19 protein-coding genes and 1 pseudogene are annotated in these 19,086 nt (G+C 65.2%); 8 read left to right on the forward strand and 12 right to left on the reverse strand.

The features are described 5' to 3' along the window. Positions 1-254: 254 nt before the first annotated feature. The 3 genes from rnhA to ispH are packed head-to-tail and all read right to left on the reverse strand — an operon-like array spanning position 255 to position 2,674. Complete coding sequence (rnhA, locus tag RCO31_RS25770; protein WP_145640259.1) at positions 255-719, reverse strand: ribonuclease HI; 465 nt, start codon at positions 717-719, stop codon at positions 255-257. Next, a complete protein-coding gene (locus RCO31_RS25775; protein WP_145640261.1) occupies positions 716-1,699 on the reverse strand; it encodes a homoserine kinase in 984 nt (327 codons plus the stop codon). Before RCO31_RS25775 ends, rnhA begins: the two co-directional genes overlap by 4 nt. 6 nt (positions 1,700-1,705) lie before the next feature. Further along, positions 1,706-2,674, reverse strand: a complete 969-nt coding sequence (gene ispH / locus RCO31_RS25780; protein ID WP_008543125.1) for a 4-hydroxy-3-methylbut-2-enyl diphosphate reductase — start codon at positions 2,672-2,674, stop codon at positions 1,706-1,708. A gap of 263 nt (positions 2,675-2,937) precedes the next feature. Here ispH and RCO31_RS25785 point away from each other — a divergent pair, with 263 nt between their 5' ends. Together RCO31_RS25785 and RCO31_RS25790 are read left to right on the forward strand one after the other, a co-directional pair. Beyond that, positions 2,938-3,633, forward strand: a complete 696-nt coding sequence (locus RCO31_RS25785) for a DUF1013 domain-containing protein (RefSeq protein ID WP_008543124.1) — start codon at positions 2,938-2,940, stop codon at positions 3,631-3,633. 139 nt (positions 3,634-3,772) lie between these two features. Next, on the forward strand, positions 3,773-3,958 hold the full coding sequence (locus tag RCO31_RS25790) for a hypothetical protein (RefSeq protein ID WP_060734723.1): 186 nt from the start codon (positions 3,773-3,775) through the stop codon (positions 3,956-3,958). 86 nt (positions 3,959-4,044) lie between these two features. Here RCO31_RS25790 and RCO31_RS25795 read toward each other — a convergent pair whose 3' ends face one another. From RCO31_RS25795 to RCO31_RS25810, 4 genes are all read right to left on the reverse strand, one after another. Further along, a complete protein-coding gene (locus tag RCO31_RS25795) occupies positions 4,045-4,311 on the reverse strand; it encodes a hypothetical protein (protein WP_145640263.1) in 267 nt (88 codons plus the stop codon). Positions 4,312-4,495: 184 nt separating this feature from the next. Further along, positions 4,496-6,406: a propionyl-CoA synthetase gene (locus RCO31_RS25800; protein ID WP_145640265.1), complete on the reverse strand. Its 1,911-nt coding sequence runs from the start codon at positions 6,404-6,406 to the stop codon at positions 4,496-4,498. Between the two features lie 362 nt (positions 6,407-6,768). Then, positions 6,769-8,154: a tetratricopeptide repeat protein gene (locus RCO31_RS25805; protein ID WP_145640267.1), complete on the reverse strand. Its 1,386-nt coding sequence runs from the start codon at positions 8,152-8,154 to the stop codon at positions 6,769-6,771. 186 nt (positions 8,155-8,340) lie between these two features. Continuing rightward, positions 8,341-9,102, reverse strand: coding sequence for a tetratricopeptide repeat protein (locus RCO31_RS25810; RefSeq protein WP_145640269.1), 762 nt, complete (start codon positions 9,100-9,102; stop codon positions 8,341-8,343). A gap of 117 nt (positions 9,103-9,219) precedes the next feature. Here RCO31_RS25810 and RCO31_RS25815 point away from each other — a divergent pair, with 117 nt between their 5' ends. Both RCO31_RS25815 and RCO31_RS25820 read left to right on the forward strand, forming a co-directional pair. Further along, on the forward strand, positions 9,220-10,797 hold the full coding sequence (locus RCO31_RS25815) for a sodium:proton antiporter (RefSeq protein WP_145640271.1): 1,578 nt from the start codon (positions 9,220-9,222) through the stop codon (positions 10,795-10,797). Positions 10,798-10,865: 68 nt separating this feature from the next. Further along, a complete protein-coding gene (locus tag RCO31_RS25820) occupies positions 10,866-11,636 on the forward strand; it encodes a hypothetical protein (protein WP_145640273.1) in 771 nt (256 codons plus the stop codon). 179 nt (positions 11,637-11,815) lie between these two features. Here the strand turns inward: RCO31_RS25820 and RCO31_RS25825 are convergent, their stop codons facing one another. The 3 genes and pseudogenes from RCO31_RS25825 to RCO31_RS25835 form a co-directional block, all read right to left on the reverse strand. Continuing rightward, on the reverse strand, positions 11,816-12,622 hold the full coding sequence (locus tag RCO31_RS25825) for an SDR family NAD(P)-dependent oxidoreductase (RefSeq protein ID WP_145640276.1): 807 nt from the start codon (positions 12,620-12,622) through the stop codon (positions 11,816-11,818). A 56-nt stretch (positions 12,623-12,678) separates the two neighbouring features. Further along, positions 12,679-12,882, reverse strand: a pseudogene (locus tag RCO31_RS25830) (DUF1850 domain-containing protein); the annotation flags it as partial. A 70-nt stretch (positions 12,883-12,952) separates the two neighbouring features. Beyond that, entirely contained in the window at positions 12,953-13,432 is a 480-nt protein-coding gene (locus RCO31_RS25835) for a hypothetical protein (protein WP_167520689.1), read from the reverse strand. A 193-nt stretch (positions 13,433-13,625) separates the two neighbouring features. On the opposite strand from RCO31_RS25835, the gene RCO31_RS25840 reads away from it, so the two are divergent. Continuing rightward, positions 13,626-13,931: a hypothetical protein gene (locus tag RCO31_RS25840; protein WP_145640279.1), complete on the forward strand. Its 306-nt coding sequence runs from the start codon at positions 13,626-13,628 to the stop codon at positions 13,929-13,931. Positions 13,932-14,097: 166 nt separating this feature from the next. Here the strand turns inward: RCO31_RS25840 and RCO31_RS25845 are convergent, their stop codons facing one another. Both RCO31_RS25845 and RCO31_RS25850 read right to left on the reverse strand, forming a co-directional pair. Beyond that, the gene (locus RCO31_RS25845; protein ID WP_145640282.1) at positions 14,098-15,312 is read right to left on the reverse strand and encodes a hypothetical protein; all 1,215 of its coding nucleotides are present in this window, start codon (positions 15,310-15,312) and stop codon (positions 14,098-14,100) included. A gap of 55 nt (positions 15,313-15,367) precedes the next feature. Further along, the gene (locus tag RCO31_RS25850) at positions 15,368-15,997 is read right to left on the reverse strand and encodes a CoA pyrophosphatase (RefSeq protein ID WP_145640285.1); all 630 of its coding nucleotides are present in this window, start codon (positions 15,995-15,997) and stop codon (positions 15,368-15,370) included. 63 nt (positions 15,998-16,060) lie between these two features. On the opposite strand from RCO31_RS25850, the gene RCO31_RS25855 reads away from it, so the two are divergent. The 3 genes from RCO31_RS25855 to RCO31_RS25865 all read left to right on the forward strand — a co-directional run bounded on the left by RCO31_RS25855 (position 16,061) and on the right by RCO31_RS25865 (position 19,029). Further along, positions 16,061-16,486 (forward strand): PaaI family thioesterase, encoded by a 426-nt coding sequence (locus RCO31_RS25855; RefSeq protein WP_167520691.1) that lies wholly within the window; start codon positions 16,061-16,063, stop codon positions 16,484-16,486. 203 nt (positions 16,487-16,689) lie between these two features. Then, a complete protein-coding gene (locus tag RCO31_RS25860; protein WP_145640291.1) occupies positions 16,690-17,700 on the forward strand; it encodes an aldo/keto reductase in 1,011 nt (336 codons plus the stop codon). Positions 17,701-17,715: 15 nt separating this feature from the next. After that, entirely contained in the window at positions 17,716-19,029 is a 1,314-nt protein-coding gene (locus RCO31_RS25865) for a tetratricopeptide repeat protein (protein ID WP_145640293.1), read from the forward strand. Positions 19,030-19,086: the final 57 nt, after the last annotated feature.

Raw genomic sequence — 19,086 nt, forward strand, 5'->3', positions numbered from 1 at the left:
CACAACTTCCGCCGCATCCTCGCCTGGCTGAGATATCTCTTGTGCCTGTTCCTGGCCCAGCTATGGCGCACGCTCGCCCGGCCAGCCTCGATCAATCCGGCTTCTTAACGGACGACAGCTTTAGGCACGCTCTATCCAAGGACGACGTCATGCCCGGGCTTGTCCCGGGCATCCACGTTCTTGGCTCCGCGCGGCAAGGCTTGGATGGCCGAGTCAAGCCCGGCCATGACGAATGGAGAGAGCCAGCCCCCTCGCTACTCGCTGATCCGGGTCTGCAGCCTTGCCTTCACGATCCCGTCGCGCGCCAGCTGATCGGCGCGCTCGTTCTCGGGGTGACCGGCATGGCCCTTGACCCAATGCCAGCGGACCTCGTGCTGCTTCAGCGCAGCGTCGAGGCGTTGCCATAACTCGACGTTCTTCACCGGCTTCTTGTCGGCGGTGCGCCAGCCGTTGCGCTTCCAGCCGAAGATCCAGCCGGTGATGCCCTGCCGGACATACTGGCTGTCGGTGTAGAGATCGACCGTGCACGGCCGCTTCAGCGCTTCGAGCGCGGAGATCGCCGCCATCAATTCCATCTGATTGTTGGTGGTGTGCGGCTGGCCGCCGTTCAGCTCCTTCTCCTTGTCGCCGAACTTCAGGATCGCGCCCCAGCCGCCGGGCCCGGGATTTCCCGAGCAGGCACCGTCGGTATAGATCGTGACGTTGGGAAGCTCGCTCACGCCACCAGTCCTGACGGCATCAGCCCGTAATCGCGTGCGCTCGTCACGCTCTGGTGGAAGCGCAGCTTGCGGACATATTCCAGGGGATCCTTCGGCTTCACCAGCGCCCCGGGCGGAACGTTAAGCCAGTCCACCAGCCGCGTCAGCAGGAAACGGATCGCGGCGCCGCGCGCGAGCAGCGGCAGCGCCGCCTCTTCCGACGCCGTCAGCTTTCGCACCCGGCCATAGGCGTTGAGGAAGGCGCGCGCCTTGGTGACGTTGAAGGAATGATCCGGCTCGAAGCACCAGGCGTTGAGGCAGATCGCGACGTCATAGGCCAGCATGTCGTTGCAGGCGAAGGTGAAGTCGATGATGCCCGAGAGCCGGTCGCCGAGAAAGAAGACGTTGTCGTTGAAGAGATCGGCGTGGATCACGCCCTCCGGCAGATCGGTGGGCCAGACCCCGCTCGAGAGATGATCGAGCTCGGCGGCCAGAAAACCGCGCAGGCCTGGTTGCACCTCGTCGGCACGGCTCGCAGCCGCATCGAACAGCGGCCGCCAGCCGGAGACGGAGAGCGCATTGGCGCGCTTGATCGTGAAGTTGGCGCCGGCCAGATGCATCTTCGCCAGCGCCTCGCCGACGCCGGCGCAATGGCTCACGTTCGGCTTGCGCGGCCACATGCCTTCGAGAAAGGTGATGATCGCGGCCGGGCGGCCCGACAGCTCGCGCAGCGCCTCGCCGTCCCTCGCCTTCACCGGCAGGGGGCAGTTGATGCCGTGCTCGGCCAGATGCGTCATCAGCGCGAGGAAGAACGGCAAATCGTTCTTCGCCACGCGCTTCTCATAGAGCGTGAGGATGAACGAACCCGCGCTCGTGTGCAGCAGGAAGTTGGAATTCTCGACGCCCTCGGCGATGCCCTTGTAGGAGAGCAATTCGCCGAGATCATATTGCTTCAGAAAATCCGCAAGCTCGTCGGCGGCAACGTCGGTGTAGACCGCCATAAAGGTCTACTCGGCGGCGGCTTCGGGGCGCACCTGACGGGGCAGCGGGAAGAACTCGTTCTCTTCCGCGGCCGAGACCGTCTCCACATGCAGGGTGTAGCGCTCGGCGAACGCGTCCATGATCTCCTCGACGATCACTTCGGGCGCGGATGCGCCCGCGGTGATGCCGAGGCTGGTGATGTTGCCGAACTTGTCCCAGTCGATGTCGGTGGCGCGCTGCGCCAGCACCGCGATCTTGCAGCCCTCGCGCTCGGCGACCTCGCGCAGGCGCTGCGAGTTCGACGAATTGGGAGCACCGACAACGATCAGCGCGTCCACCACCGGCGCCACCTTCTTCACCGCGAGCTGGCGGTTGGTGGTGGCGTAGCAGATGTCTTCCTTGTGCGGACCGTTGATGTTCGGGAAGCGTTCCTTGAGCAACGCCACGATCTCCGCGGTGTCGTCGATCGACAGCGTGGTCTGGGTCACGAAGGCGAGGTTGTCGGGGTTCTTCGGCGTGATGGTCTTGGCGTCCTCGGCGGTCTCGATCAGGGTCACGGCGCCGACCGGAAGCTGGCCGAGCGTGCCGACCACTTCGGGGTGGTGCGAATGGCCGATCAGGAAGATCTCGCGGCCGCGCTTGAAGTGGATCGCGGCCTCGCGGTGCACCTTGGTCACCAGCGGGCAGGTCGCATCCAGCGAGAACAGATTGCGCGACTGGGCATCGGACGGAACCGATTTCGGCACGCCATGGGCCGAGAACACCACGGGGGCGGTGGTGTTTTCGGGGATTTCGGCCAGCTCTTCGACGAAGATGGCACCCTTCTTCTTCAACCCGTCGACGACGTATTTGTTGTGCACAATCTCGTGGCGAACATAGACGGGGGCGCCGTATTTATCGAGCGCCCGTTCCACGGTGTCGATCGCCCGGACCACGCCGGCACAGAAGCCGCGGGGAGAACAAAGCACGATCTTGAGGTCTGGTTTGGCTGACATTGAGCGATCTCGGGACCGAATCACCCGTTTCGCCTTCTGGCGGGGGCGGTCGATGGATGGAATTGGCTTGAAAGGGTCGGCTCGAACCGTACGGCGGTTCAAAGGAATTGGGCCCCCCTTTCGGGCGCTGTCAAGGCACTATCTATAGCAGAACCATTGCGTGTCCACCCCCTCCGGGCTTATATAGCGCGAATTCCCTGTCATCGCTGATGACCACCGGTTTCGCCTCCAGAGGGGTGGGCGAAGCACAAAGGAGATTTGCCATGAGCAACGCACCTCTGATGCCCAAGGCGACCGCCGTTTGGCTGCTCGACAACACCGCGCTGACCTTCGACCAGGTCGCCGATTTCACCAAGATGCATCCCCTCGAGGTGCGCGCGATCGCCGACGGCGACGCTGCCCAGGGCATCAAGGGCATGGATCCGCTCTCCAATGGCCAGCTGACCCGCGAGGAGATCGAAAAGGGCGAGAACAACCCGGATTATCGGCTCCGCCTCCAGGAGAGCAAGGTGGTGCTGCCGCCCCAGCCCAAGCGCAAGGGCCCGCGCTACACCCCCGTCTCGCGCCGCCACGAGCGCCCGAGCGCCATCCTCTGGCTGCTGCGCAACCATGCCGAGCTCAAGGACGCCCAGATCATGCGCCTGGTCGGCACCACCAAGAGCACGATCGCCAGCGTGCGCGACCGCACCCATTGGAACACGTCGTCCCTGACCCCGATCGACCCCGTCACCCTCGGCCTGTGCTCGCAGATCGAGCTCGATTTCGAGGTGCAGCGCGCGGCCAAGGAAAAGCCGATCGACGCAGCCTATGGCGGCGCCACCCTGCTGCCGGCCTCCGAGACCACCCGCAAGGACGAGTACGAGCCCGCGGAGAAATCCAGCGACGACCTCAATGTCGACGCCGTGTTCGCCAAGCTGAAGACGCTCGGCGGCAAGAAGCAGGAGGACGAGGAGGAGTAATTTTCCTCCCTGCACGGACATCGGTTCGAACGCGGCGGAGCGATCCGCCGCGTTTTTGTTTGCGAGCGCAGCTTTTGCGATGCCGCGAGCAGGAACGATGTAGCCGAGCCTGCATTGTTTTCAGCGCGGAGGATCAGCGATGCAGCACGACGAAGACCATTTTGCTCCGATGCTGGGACGCGCCGTTCTGGCAGCGTGGGGCGACATGCCCCGAGATATCCAGGAAGCCTTGTTCGAAATCGCCGTCAAGGACCGCCCCGGCGATCGTGACGCTCTGGCGAAGCTGCTGCATGAGCGGCATCCGCGGACAGTGCACGCGAGCTAGTCTGCGCCCTCCTTCAACCAACTCTTCTCGCAACAGAAAACGCAATCACAGGCCAGCGCTGCGGCACGATAGTGCCGAACCGCACATCACGGCCGCACCGGATTGTTCAGCATGTATTCGCCGAGATCGCGCTGACGGCGGTCGGCGCGGGCGGTGGCGGCATTGCGCTGGACGTCGCGGTCCTTGCGGCAGGCCGCATATTCCGCCGAGCCCTGCGCATAGCCGCGGCTCTGGCACACGGCGTCATCGTCGTCGCCGCCCACCGCAACCGGCGTCTGGTAGCGCGAGGAGCAGGCGGAGAGAGCGATGGCGAGCAGCGAGATGGCGCCGTACCGCACGAGGTTGGCTGACATTGATCGGTCCTGTCTCATGGTCATTGCCGGGCTTGACCCGGCAATCCATCGAAATCAAGGCATTTGCTTGCTCATTGATGGATGCCCGGGTCCCGGCGCGCCAAGGCCATGCCGGGCAATTCAGTTCGGGGCCGGCGAAGCAGATGCGACGACGGCAAGCCCGGGCCTGACGGAAGAGCAAACCTCACACCCGCCCCTTCAGCGCCTCGCCGATCTCGTCCAGCGCCTTGGGATCCTCGATCGTCGCCGGCATGGTCCAGGCTTCGCCATCGGCGATCTTCTTGATGGTGCCGCGCAGGATTTTTCCCGATCGCGTCTTGGGCAGGCGGCCGACGGTGATCGCGAGCTTGAAGGCGGCGACCGGGCCGAGCTTGTCGCGCACCAGCGCGACGATCTCCTTCTCGATTTCGGCGGGCGCGCGCGTCACGCCGGCTTTCAGCACCAGGAAGCCGCAGGGCACCTCGCCCTTGATCGCGTCCTTGACGCCGAGCACGGCGCATTCGGCCACATCCGGATGCGAAGCCAGAATCTCCTCCATGCCGCCGGTGGAGAGGCGATGGCCGGCGACGTTGATGATGTCGTCGGTGCGCCCCATGACGAAGACATAGCCGTCCTCGTCCTTGTAGCCGGCGTCGGAGGTTTTGTAATAGCCGGGGAATTCGCTCAGATACGCTTCCTTGAAGCGCGTATCCTGATTCCATAGCGTCGGCAGGCAGCCCGGCGGCATCGGCAGCTTGATGACGATCGACCCCATGGTGTTGGGGCCGACCGGCTTTGCCGCTTCGTCGACGATGTCGACCTGATAGCCCGGCATCGGCACCGTCGGCGAGCCGTGCTTCACCGGCAGCATGCCGAGCCCGACCGGATTGCCGGCGATGCACCAGCCCGTCTCGGTCTGCCACCAATGGTCGATCACCGGCACCTTCAGCTGCTGCTCCGCCCATTCCACCGTCGGCGGATCGGCGCGCTCGCCGGCGAGGAACAGCGTGCGGAATTTGGAGAGATCGTATTTCCGGATGAATTTTCCTTCCGGGTCTTCCTTGCGGATCGCGCGGAATGCGGTCGGGGCAGTGAAGAAAGCCACCGCCTTGTGCTCGCTGATGACGCGCCAGAACGCGCCGGCGTCGGGCGTGCCGACCGGCTTGCCCTCATACATGATCGAGGTCGCACCATGCAGCAGCGGGCCGTAGACGATATAGCTGTGGCCGACCACCCAGCCGATGTCGGAGCCGCACCACCAGACCTCGCCCGGCTTGACGCCATAGAGGTTGAACATCGACCATTTCACCGCGACGAGGTGCCCGCCATTGTCGCGCACCACGCCCTTGGGAATGCCCGTGGTGCCCGACGTGTAGAGGATGTAGAGCGGATCGGTGGCGGCGACGGGTACACAAGGAGCCGCCTTGCCGTCATTCAGCGCCTTGCGGCGCAGGCTCGCCCAATCGTAGTCGCGCCCCGGCGTCAGGTCGCAGGTGTGCTGCGGACGCTGCAGCACGATGCAGGCCTTCGGCTTCGTGCCCGCGAGCCTGATCGCCTCGTCGAGCAGCGGCTTGTATTGCACGATGCGACCGGGCTCGATGCCGCAGCTCGCGGAGAGAATGAGCTTCGGCTCGGCGTCGTCGATGCGGGTGGCGAGCTCCTTGGCGGCGAAGCCGCCGAACACCACGGAATGCACCGCGCCGATGCGCGCACAGGCGAGCATCGCGACCACGGCCTCGGGCACCATCGGCATATAGAGGATGACGCGTTCGCCCTTGGCGACGCCGAAATCCTGCATGATGGCGGCGAGCGCCTGCACTTCCTTCAGGAGTTCGGCGTAGGTGAATCTGGTGACGCTGCTGGTCAGCGGAGAATCATGGATCAGCGCGACCTGGTCGGCGCGGCCACGTTCGACATGGCGATCGAGCGCATTGTAGCAGGTGTTGACCACACCGCCGGCGAACCAGCGGCCATAGGTTCCTCGGCTGGCATCGAAGATGGACTTCGGCGGCTCGATCCAGTCGATGTCCTTGGCCGCCTCGGCCCAGAATCCTTCCGGATCCGCCAGCGAGCGCGCGTGGACCTCGTGATAGATGCTCTTGCCCTGGACGTTCATGCCCGCGCTCCCGTTCCTTTGTGCGCCTGGCCCTGACCTGACGACAGGACGGGCGTCCCGCCATGACCAGGATCAATCGCCGGCCTCGTTTGGAGAGTATTCTCCCGGGAACGGGCCGCGGTTCAAGCTGAAAAGGATGGTCTCTTGGGAGAGAGACGGTCGCGGCCGCGTCGGCGGTGCGCTCCCTCTCCCGCTTGCGGGAGAGGGGTGGGGAGAGGGCTGTGTCCGCGTCGGGATTGCGCGAGTGTCATAGAGAAAGTCCCCGAGAGGAGAGAGCCCCCACCCGCCGCGCTCTACGAGCGCGTAGACCTCCCCCGCAAGCGGGAGAGGTGACCGAGCAGTCGGCGCGACTTCGTGTCCTTCTAGCTCTCCATCGCATTCAGCCGCTGCAAGCGGTCCTGCATGATCTTCTTCAGATCGTAGCCGGGGCGGCGGAAGCTCGCATTGCGCGTCATGAGGAACTCGCGCTGGGTCTTGCGCAGGTCGCTGGCGGAACGTCCCTTCGAAGCCCTCAGCACGCGTTCATAAGTCTCGGCGATCTGGCGGTCGAGCACGCCGAGCTGCGCATCGGCACAGATCACCTTCTCGACCTCGCGCCTGGCGGTGGCACAGTTGAAGGACGGGCCGTTACCCGCCTCCGCATTCAGGGCACGCGGCGGCTCGGCGCCAAACTTCGCGATCTCGGCGATCATTGCACGGCGGCCGTTCGCGGCATTCTCGTTACCGGGATCGAGCTTCAGCGCGGTCTCGTAGTCGGCCAGCGCTTTCTTGCGCTCCCCCATCTTCTTGTAGAGCACGGCGCGGTTGTTGTAGGTCTTCGCGAAATTCGGATCGAGCTTCAGCGCGGCCTCGTAGTCGCTCAGCGCCGCCCCGAGCTCGCCCTTGAACTGATAGGAATCGCCGCGGTTGGTCAGGAAGTTGGCGCGCTGCTCGCGCCGGATCGCCTGGTCGTAATCGGCAATCGCCTTGTCGTACTCGCCCATCGCGGCATAGGTCAGGCCGCGATTGTCGTAATACTCCGGAACCTTCGGATCGAGCCTGATCGCCTCGCCGTCATCGGCGACCGCCTTGTCGAGCTGGCCGAGCTTCTTGTAGGCCGCCCCACGATTGGTGTAGGTGCGCGCGCGGTTGGGATCGAGGCGCAATGCCTCGTCGAAATTCTTGACCGCCTTCTCGTTGTCGCCGCCGAGATAATAGGCCACGCCGCGATCGGACCAGGCCTGCGCATCGTCCGGCTTCAGCTTGATTGCCTGGTCGTAATCAGCGAGCGCGCGGTCGAGCCGGCGCTGATTGGTGTAGACCACGCCGCGCAGCTCGTAAGCTTCCGCATCCTTTGGGTCGAGCTCGATCGCCTTGGTCAGATCCGCCGCGGCACGATTGAGGTCGCCGCCCGCCTCGCGCAGGAGGTCACCGCGCACGCGCCAGGCCTTTGCGTTCCTGCCGTCAAGCGCGATGGCGCGGTCCAGGTCGCGCAGCGCCTGCGACAGGCCTCCGGAGGTTCGCGCATTGGCTTCGGCGCGCGCAACGAGCGCCAGGGAACGTTCAGACGCGGAATTTGTCGTCTGGTCGATGATGACGCTGCATGCGGAGATCAGGTCTGCGGGAGCAGCTTTGCTGTTCAGGACGCAATCAGCGTCGGCGAAAGCCGGGCCGATGAGGGCCACGCTCATGGCGGCGCCGAGGAGGAAGGCGCGAAGCGAGATTTTGGCAAACGCGGGCATTTGCGCGGAAGAATGCGTGCCGCACATGGCGTAGGTCTCCGGGGCGTCGGGTTCTCACCATTGTCGCGGCTGGCAAGGGATGGGTTCAAATCGGTGGCTGTCGGCGCCGTCATGGCCGGGCTTGTCCCGATCCACGCCTTGGCCGCGGACCAAAGAACGTGGATGCCCGGGACAAGCCCGGGCATGACGACCTCTCACGAGGCGAAGACCGCCTCAATACCCATCCACCCCGTTGATCCTCTGCAAGCGCTCCTGCATCGCCTTCCTTAGATCATAGCCCGGCCGCCCGAATTCTGCATTGCGGCGTGCAATGAAATCGTCCTGCTCGCGCTGAAGCGCTTTCGCCCCGGCAGGATTTCGCGCCTCGCGGATCACGCGGGCATTCGCTGCAAATATCTCCCGGTCGAGATCGGCGAGCTCACGATTGCCGCAGATCGCCCTTTCCACCGTCTTGCGCGCTCGCGCGCAATTGAAGCTGGGCTTGCCGGCCAGCGCCATCTGCGCCCCGAGCCGCTCGAGCTCACGCGCCATCGCCTTGTGATTGGCCTTGGCCTTTTCGTGATTCGGATCGATCTTGAGCGCCGCGCCGAAATCCTGCACCGCCTTGGGCTTGTCGCCCTTCTTCAGCCACAGCTCGCCGCGTGCATTGAAGACATCGGCGAGGCCCGGATCGAGCAGAAGCGCGCGGCTGTCGTCGGCGATCGCGCGGTCGATCTGGCCGCGCCGCGCATAGAGCGCGCCGCGCGCGATGAGCGCCTTGATCAGATCTTCCTTCGCGGTCTTCTCGTTCTCGATCACCGCCGCGCAGGCCGGCGCCGCCTTGTCCATGTCGTCGGCTGCGGCTGCCGCAAGGCATGGCGCGAGGTCGATCTGCGGCACCGCGACCGGCTCACCGCCCGTCCTGGCATGGGCCTCGGCGAGCGAGAGCACGCAAATGAGTCCGGCACCTGAGAGGCGAATGAGAAAGGAACGCATGCTCGTTGCAGTCGGAGATCTTGCCTTCAGCGTCGTCGTCAGGTTTCCGCCAGTCTCGCCTTCAACCTTGCTTTGCGGCCGCATGATCGAACAATACGGCCGGATTGGTGCTAGCTTGTGGCGCCGCTCACATCGGTTTCGGGGATCATCGTGTCGACATTCGAATGGATCATCGTGCTTCTGCTCGGCGCGGTTGGCTTATCGGCGCTGGCGCGGCGGATCAAGGTCCCCTACCCGACCTTCCTCGCCATCGGAGGCGCCCTGATCGCCTTCGTGCCGTCGAGCCCGTCCTGGACGTTGGAGCCGGACCTGGCATTGGCGCTTTTTGTCGCACCGGTGCTGCTCGACGCCGCCTTCGACACCTCGCTGCGGGACCTGCGCAACAATTGGGTTCCGGTCTCCACCCTGGTCGTCGCCGCGGTCGGGTTGACCACAGCGGGCGTCGCCTTCGTCGCGCACCGGCTGATGCCCGACATGCCCTGGGCCGCTGCGATCGCGCTCGGGGCCATCGTGGCACCGCCGGATGCGGCGGCGGCGGTCGCGATCCTGAGCCAGGTGAAGCTGCCGCATCGCATGGTCAAGGTCCTGGAGGGCGAGAGCCTGCTCAACGACGCCACCGCGCTGCTGATCTATCGCATCGCGGTTGGCGCGGTTGCCACCGAGCACCTGACATGGAGCCAGGTCGCACCGACCATGGCCCTCGCGCTAGTCGGCAGCGTCGTCGCAGGACTCGCTGCAGGCCGCATCATTCCGTTGTTCATGGAGCGGGTGAAGGAAGCGCCGAGCGCCATCATCTTGCAGTTCGCCACCACCTTCCTGGTCTGGATCGCGGCCGAGCATCTCGGCCTCTCCGGCATCCTCACCATCGTGGTCTATGGCATCACGGTTGCGCGCACAGCGCCAGCGCGCATCCCGGCACGGCTGCGGGTGCCGTCCTATGCGGTCTGGGAGACGATGGTGTTCGTGCTCAATGTGCTCGCCTTCATGCTGATCGGCATGCAGATGCGGCCGATCTGGACGCGGCTCGATGCCGAAGTGCGCTGGGAATACTGCGTCGCCGCCGCCTGGATCCTGCTCACCGTCGTCCTGGTCCGCCTGTTCTGGGTGACGTTCTACCGCACGACGCTGCGGGCGCTGGTCGCCCAAGGCATCTATCATCCGAAGGATCCGAAGCAGGTCGCTTCAGTCAAAGGCGGGCTCATCATCTCCTGGTGCGGCATGCGCGGCCTCGTCACGCTTGCGGCCGCCTTCGCCCTGCCGGAAAACTTCCCCTATCGCGACTTCATCGTCTTCATCGCCTTTGCGGTGGTGCTGGGATCACTGGTGATCCAGGGCCTGACGCTGCGGCCGCTGATCCTGGCCTTTCGCCTCCAGGACGACGATCCGGTCGGCACCGAGGTCGCGCGTGGACGCGCGGTCGCCTATCGCGCGGCGCTCGATGTCATCGAAAGCGATCCGTCGGAGGAAGCGGAAATCCTGCGGCTCGAATATCGCGCCATCCTCATGCAGACCGAGAACGATCCCAACGGCGGCATTGCCAATGGCGAACTGCCCGCCGATCCCCTGCGCCGCCGCGCCATCGAGGCCGCCCGCAAATCCATCTTCGATCTCCGCGCCACCGAGGTGATCGGCGACGATGCGTTTCATCGGCTCGAGGAAGAGCTCGATCGCGCAGAGTTGAGCGCGGGAGGATGATGTGAGCAGCCGCTTCGAAGTCGACAGTGGAGCTTGAACCAAACCGTTCCTCCCCAGACACACTCCAGATGACGACTCTGATCGACGACCGTCGTGTTCGCGCGCGTGATGCGTCGCCTGCACGATATTTCTACCTCCACATGTCGCTGGCCTGCGCTGCCACCGCGTTCCTCGGCTTCGCACCGACCTATTGGATCCCCCTCGCCAACCGGACACTTTCGGCCAGCCCGGTGGTTCATTTTCACGGATTGTTGTTCTTCACCTGGTCGCTCTATTTCGTGCTCCAGAGCTGGCTCGCCGCCTCCGGCCGCGTAGTCAATCATCGTTCGCTCGGCATCGCCGGCGTCTCGCTGGCAACCGCGATGACAATCTTCGGATTCCTCACCTCCGTGCACCTGATGAAGCATGCCGCCGCGCTCGGCCAGAAGGAAGCGGGCATCACCTTCTCGATCGTACCGATGAGCGGAATCGCGTTCTTCGCGGTCGTGTTCGCGCTCGCGATCGTGAGCACGCGCAGGCCGGAGATCCACAAGCGCCTGATGCTGCTCGCCGCGATCTCGATTCTCGACGCCGCCATCGCGCGCTGGTTTCTCACCTTCCTCGCGCCTCCAGGACCGCCGGGCCCGCCCCCGGTGCCGGTCACCATCGCTCCCGCCGTCGTCGCCTCCCTACTGCTCGTCGTCGCCATGGTGCGCGACTGGCGCAGCGAAGGCCGCGTGCATCCGGTCTACATCTACGGCACGCTCGCGCTGCTGGCGCTGAAGGTGCTGAACTGGCCGGTCAGCGAGACGGCGGCGTGGCATACGTTTGCCGGCGGGATATTGGCTCTGGCGCAGTAACTCTCGGTGTCGTCCCGGACAAGCGCGCCGCAAGCGCGCGCCGATCCGGGACCATAGCCACTGCCCACGGTTGGGCGAAGACTCGGAGCTACCAGGCGGCAAAAAACTGCTCGCTGTGGTTATGGGTCCCGGGTCGCGCTTTGCGCGCCCCGGGACGACGGCGGAGAGTGAGGCGACGCCTACGCCCCCGCCTTGCAGGTGATCCCGCCGTCGACCACCAGTTCGATCCCCGTCACATACTTCGACTCGTCCGAGGCCAGGAACAGCGCGGCGTTGGCGACGTCGAAGGCATCGCCCATATGGCCCATCGGCACCTGCGCGTCGCGGGCGCGCCACATCGCTTCGACATCGCCCTTGGCGTAGCTGTTGGCCAGCCCTGCGGAATGCTCGACCATCGGCGTCTTCATCAGGCCGGGCAGGATGGCGTTCACCCGCACATGGCTCTTCGCGAATTCGATCGCGGTGGAGCGCGTCAACTGGTTCATCGCCGCTTTGCTGGCGTTATAGCTGACATAGGAAATCCCGACGTGGCGAATCGAGGCGATCGAGGAGATGTTGATGATCGAGCCGCCGCCCTGCTTCACCATCACGGGGATGACATGCTTCATGGCGAGATAAGCGCTCTTGAGATTGACGGTGAAGACGCGGTCCCAGCTCTCCTCGGCGACATCGACCACGCTGCCCATTTCGGCGATGCCGACATTGTTGTCGAGCACGTCGATGCGGCCATAAGCTTTCAGACATGATGCGATCATCGCCTCGATCTCGGTCGGCCGCGAGACGTCGGCCGTGAACGCGGTCGCCTTGCCGCCTTCGCCGGCGATGATCTTGGCGGTCTCCTCCGCCGCCGCGCCATTGCGATCGACGCAGAACACCTGCGCGCCCTCGCGCGCGAAGGTCACCGCGGTGGCCTTGCCGTTGCCCCAGCCCGGACCGATCGAGCCGGCCCCCACCACCATCGCAACCTTGCCCTTGAGCCGATCCATCCCGTGTTCTCCTTGTTGTTGTTCTTGTAGCCCGCATGTCGCTCCGCTCATGCGGGCTACGGATTGTCGCAAACTTTCATCGTGGTGACGTTAGCACCGATCCGATGCCCGACAATCTCCGACAGCGTCCGGCACTGTCCATCATGGCACAGCCGCCACTCCCCCGCCGCGCCCGAATTGCCGAGCACGACCTCCGGCAACGGCGGACGCCGCGGCGTCCATTGAAACCAGCGATCGATCAGCCGATTTTTGGGAACCGGACGGTGCGGCGAGGGTAGCGCGGCGGTCGCGCCGCACGCCCAGTCCATCACGTCCGGGCGCGCGCTCCCCTCACTGGAACGTCATGTCCAGGCATTTGGAGATGTCGGAGCCAAGGCCCGAGGAGATGATGATGCAGCCGCGCACCTTCTGCGCGCCCACGTCGGCGGCCCAGACCGAATAGCCGCCGGGGCCGAAGAACGAGTTGGTGTTCGGCGGCTCGGTCTCGGTGGCGTCGAAATCATATTTGCCGTCGGTCTCGAAGATGCGCGGCTTCCTGGTGCAGCCGCCGTCGGTCTGGACGTTGATGACTTCCTTGTTGTCGCGGGTCAGCGCCAGCGAGACCTGGCAGCGGAAATATTCAGAGGTCTTGGTGTTGAAAAGATAGGTGTAGGACTTGCAAGTCGCGGTGTTCAGCTTGCCCGGAGCAAGGCCGCGGCTGCACGAGATGCGTTGATTGTGGCTGAGCTGGTAATCATCGGCACGCGCAGCCGGCGCCAGCGCAGTCAGCGACAATGCAGCAGCCCAGCAGAGTTTGATCACATGGCGCATCCGAATCATCCCTAACCAAAATTTTGTGGAGTTGCGTTCTAGACGGAAAGCGGAACATAGTCGCGAGGGAACGAAGGGAAAATCACAAACTGCTGGGCAAGCTGTGATGCGCTGCGGCGCTTTCGCGAATTGACCTTGAAGCGCCGTTCGTGATTTGTTCAAGCCTGGATGTCCCGACCGTGGGAGGATGGGAATGACGGCATTTTCAATCAATTCATTTGCAATCGCAGCCGCGCTCGGCACCTTTGCCGCGCCCGCATTGGCGCAGGCCCCGGCAACACCGTGGGAGCTCAAGTCCGATATGGGCTACGCCTATGACAAGGAGGGTAAGACCTACTCCTACAAGATGGGCACCAGCAATGCCGGCGAACTGCTCAAGGGCGCCAAGAAAGTGCCGAAGGGCACGCTGTTCTTCATCGGACACAACGGCCAGCTCTATATGCGCACGGGCCCTTATCTCGAAGGCGACGGCAAGTTCAAGTTCGGACCGGATCAGTAGCCGGTAAGGGCGAGCGTCGGCGTCGCCACTTACTCGGTGTCATCGTCCGCGGAGGCGGACGATCCAGTATTCCAGAGGCCGCAGTGATGAATCGAGAGCCCGCGGCGTACTGGATGCCCGCCTTCGCGGGGCATGACAGCGGAAGATGCGGCAAGAGCGAGCGATCTTAGAACGCGCCCGCCAGCTCCTTCGCGCCGGGCTTGCCGCTGTTCACGTCCATCCGCTCATCCGTCACCGCGAGCAGCTTCGCCACCGTGTTGTGGCGGATCGCGACCGGGTTGCGCTCGTAGCCGCCGCGCTGGAAGAAATTCGAGGTCGGCACCCGCTCGCGCATCGCCTGCGGCATCGTCACCATGTCGAGGCCGGTGCCGTCGCCGGTGAGATTCATCATCTCGAGCTCGGCGGCGGAGAGCGGGCGGGTGTAGCCCTTGGCGCGCGCGAACAGCACCGAGGTCAGCAGCTTGTGGGTCTGCAGCATAGGGCCGATGTCGACGTCGAGCACCATCGCATGCATGGCCCAACCCTGCGGGGTGGCGCCCATCTTCTCGTGATCCGACCAGGTATCGGGCACCGACTTGGCGTGTGCGACCATCTTCTTCAACACAGTGAGCTTGTGCTCCAGCGCATGCCGCGCCGGCCCCGACGTCCGCGCCACCTTCTCCGAGAGCGCGCGGATGAGTTCATGGCCCTGCTCGGCGAGCAGCTCGACGCTGTTGGTGGTGAGAAGCTGATTGTAACCCATCGCGGTGGAGATCGCGCGCTTGCCGCCGTGCTCGATTCCCGCTTGGACGTCGTAGGTCCCCGTGCCGCCGGTCTCGAACGAATAGACCCGCACCGCCTGCTCGCGCGTCAGGCCATGGGCCAGCGCGTAGCGCGCATAGGCGCGCTTGAACTCTAGCTCGCTGGAGGGACGCTGCGGCGTGAACTGGTAGAGCTCCTGCGCCGCGCGCAGGAAATCGGCGACGACGGGGATCGGTTTCCTCGCGGGACGGTCCGGCGTTTCCTCCGGCTCCGGGTTCACCGGCCGCTTCGGCCCGTTGTAGAGCGGCGGATGCTCCAGCACGTAGTCGTCGAGGGTGATCTGCTGCCCGCTGCGGCGCTTGGCGTTGCGGCCGCGACGCTTCTCGGAGATCTGGCTCCAATAGGCGCCGGCCTCGGCGTCGAAGGCCGCGCGCGCCGCCTGATATTCCGCCAGCTTGCGGCGATATTCGAGCACGGCGGGCGAGGCCCCGCCTTGCGCAAAGAACTGCGACAGCAGCTGGGCATTGGCATTGCGGACGGCCGGCGGCAGCGCGTCGGCCTCACGGCCCCGCGCGGCAGGCGCGAGCAGGACGAGCGCGAGTGGAACCAGCGCAAGGCGATGTCGAATCGAACGATGCATGCCGCCGTCTTAGCAGGCATCCGGTAACCGTCACGTTAACGTGCCGTTTACCATGTCATTTCCAGGCGAAAACCGGCTGTTCCAGCTCGGTCACGCGGGTGTGTCGCCCTGCCAGCACCTCGCGGAACTGGTAGATCAGGGCCGCCGTCGGCGCGTGGATCAGGCTCGTCTGGTGATGGAAGCGGATCACGCGTCGCGCGCTCTCGGGGATCGCGATGAAGTCGAAGGCGTCCTCGCGCTCGATCGTGGTGAGCGCGATGCGATGGACGGAGGCGACTTCGTCCGGGTTCGACCTGATCGCGGCGCTGTCGGCGGCCCAGACCACGACAGGTGTGATCAGATAGCCGGAGCGGGTCGGATAATCGTCGAGCGTGCCGAGCACGTCGGCGCTGGTGAGGCGAAGACCGAGCTCCTCGTCGAGTTCGCGCAGCGCGGCCTCGATCGGCGTCTCGCCAGCATCGCAGCGCCCGCCCGGCAAGGCCCATTGGCCGCGATGAGCGCGCAAGTGCGACGCGCGTAGCGTGAGCAGCAATGCAGTGTCATCGCCCTCGTCTGCTGCCGTCAGCGCGACCGCCACCGCGGCGCGCTTCAAGTACGACGGCGCGTTGCCCTCCGGCAGGCGCGCGAAGGCGGCGCAGGCATCAGCGATATTCCGCCGTGTGGCATCTTCGAACGGTCTCATGATGCTTGACTACACCACGTCCGGCCTCGATGAAATGAGCTCGCAAGCAGAGCAATGGACGACGGGATGACCAACAAAACCGCCGCAAGGCTGAAATCAGAGGGCTGGAGCATCCTGGAGACCACGGGCTTCCTGCACCTGATCGGCCCCTTGTGGGAGCGCAAGGTCGGCGGCCAATACGAGTTCGCGCTTGCCACCGAAGACAAGCACCACAATCGCCGCGGCATGGTCCAGGGCGGCGTGATGATGACCTTCGCCGATCGCACCTGCGGCATGTCCGCCCGCTACGTCTCCGGCAAGGAGTACTTGGCGACGGTGCAGCTCGACACCCATTTCGTCGAGGCCGGACAGATCGGCGACATCCTGATCTCCCGCCCGCGCGTGGTGCGCTCGACGCGCAGCCTGATCTTCATGAGCACCGAAGTGACGGTGGACGACCGCTGCATCGTGATGGCGAACGGCGTGTTCAAGATCCTGAAGGGGCCGGGATAGGCGCTCGGTCTGGCTGCCGCCGCGGCCAACCACACCCACCGCTGTCGTCGAGTATGGGCCCGAGCGTACCCTCACCGTCATTGCGAGCGCAGCGAAGCAATCCAGCATCTGTCCGCGGATGCATCTCTGGATTGCTTCGCTGCGCTCGCAATGACGGAGTGAGACAGCTATGCTGTTGTCAGCAGAAGCAGCAAGGACAGCCCATGCAATACCGCCAGCTCGGCCGCAGCGGCCTGAAAGTGTCGCCGATTTGTCTGGGCACCATGATGTTCGGCGGGCCGACCGATGAGGCCGGCTCCAGGCGCATCATCGCGAAGGCACGCGATGCCGGCATCAATTTCATCGACACGGCGGATGCCTATTCGAAGGGTGCGTCCGAAGAGGTCGTCGGTCGCGCCATCGCCAGCAACCGCCACGCCTGGGTGCTCGCGACAAAACTCGCCAATCCCATGGGTGAAGATCCCAATCGCGGTGGGCTGTCGCGGCGCTGGGTGTTGCAGGCCGCGGACGAGAGCCTGACGCGGCTCGGCACCGACCACATCGACGTCTACTATCTGCACAAGGAAGACCATGCGACGCCGCTGGAAGAGACGGTGCGCGCGATGGGTGATTTGATCCGCGCCGGCAAGGTGCGCTATTTCGGCGTCTCGAACTACCGCGCGTGGCGCGTCGCCGAGATCTGCAACATCTGCGACCGGCTCGGCATCGACCGGCCCGCGGTGAGCCAGCCTTATTACAACGCGATGAACCGCATGCCCGAGGTCGAGCATTTTCCGGCCTGCTCTTACTACGGTCTCGGTATCGTGCCCTACAGCCCGCTGGCGCGCGGCGTCCTCACCGGCAAGTACAAGCCCGATGCTGCGCCGGACAAGGAGACGCGCGCGGGTCGTAACGACACTCGCATGATGCAGACCGAATGGCGGCCGGAATCGCTTCAGCTCGCGCAGGAGATCAAAGCCCACGCCGAGAAGAGAGGCATCACCGCCGGCCAGTTCGCGGTCGCCTGGGTGCTGAACTCCGCGTTCGTGACCTCCATCATCGCCGGCCCCCGCACCGAAGAGCAGTGGGACGATTATATCCGCGCGCTCGACTACCGCTTCACTGCGGATGACGAACGCCTGGTCGATCGCCTGGTCGTGCCGGGCCATCCCTCGACACCGGGCTACAACGATCCTGCCTACCCGATCGAAGGCCGCCGCGCGCGGACGGCGTGAACCGAGGAGACGGCCATGCCGCTGGAAGATCGTTTGGGCCTTCCGCTCTCGACCTCTGCGCACGAGGCGGCATCCAGCTATCGCGAGGGCGTCGACCTCATGCTCGCGGGGTGGACCGGCACGGCGGAAGCGCTGGAGCGCGCGATTGCAATCGATCCGGATTTCGCGCTGGCCCATATCGCCCGCGCTCGCGTCCACGCGTTCTACCAGCAGGGCGATCTCGCACGGCAGAAGGCGGCGGTCGCGCGCAAGCTCGTCGCGCGGCGCGGCACGGAGCGCGAGCGCTCGCATGTCGAGACGCTGGCGCTGGCGATCGAGGGGCGGCTGCCCGAGGCGATTGCGGCGATGCGCGAACATGTCGAGGCATGGCCGCGCGATGCAGTGGTGCTGTCGCTGCCGCTCGGCGCCTTCGGCCTGTTCGCCTTCTCCGGCATGGCCGATCACGACCGCGCGCGGCACGAGCTGTGCGAGCGCGTCGCGCAGCACTATGGCGAGGACTGGTGGTTTCTCACCATGTATGGCTGGGCGATGACTGAGAATGGCGATGTTGCGCGTGGCCGTGGCGTTACCGAGCGCGGATTCAATCTGCGCCGCGCCAATGCCCACGCCGCGCATGCCGTGCTGCATGCGATGTTCGAGGACGGCTCGATCGAGGCGGCCGATCGCCTCGTCGACGACTGGATCCCCGGTTACGACCGCGCCGGAATTTTGCACGGCCATATCCGCTGGCACCAGGCCCTCGGCGCGCTCGAACAGGGCGATGCGGCGCGGGCGCTTTCGATCTATGCCGACGTGCTCCAGCCGTCAGTCACGCAGGCGCCGCCGCTCAATGTGGTCACAGACGGCGCCTCGCTGCTGTGGCGCCTGTTGGCCTACGGCCACGCCGTGCCAGACGCGCTCTGGCGCGATGCCGACGCCGCTGCGCAAAAGCTATTCCCGAAATCCGGCTTGCCGTTCGCCGACGTCCACATGGCGCTGTTTGCCGCGGCAACGCAGAACCACGAAGCCCTAGCCGCGCGCCTTGCCGTGATCGAACAGCGGCTGGCGGAGGGCAAGCTGCCGGCCGGCCCGGTGGTGCCAGCGATCTGCCGCGCGCTTCTGGCCTTCGCGGATGAGGACTACGCGGCCTGCGTGCAGGTGCTCGCGCCGGTTCTCACCGACGTCGTGCGCATCGGCGGCAGTCATGCCCAGCGCGAGCTGATTGAGGACACCTATATCGTCGCTCTCATGCGCAGCGGCGAGCTGCCTCGCGCTCGCGGCCTGCTGGAGGCCCGCCTGCATCGCCGGCCCTCCCTGCGCGATCGGCGCTGGCAGGCCGCGATGGGCTAGGCTCTGCCACGAAAAAAACACCAGACTGACGGCAAGTGACGACGGGTGGGGCTGGGC

The organism is Bradyrhizobium sp. LHD-71 (assembly GCF_031157255.1).
Taxonomy (GTDB): domain Bacteria; phylum Pseudomonadota; class Alphaproteobacteria; order Rhizobiales; family Xanthobacteraceae; genus P52-10.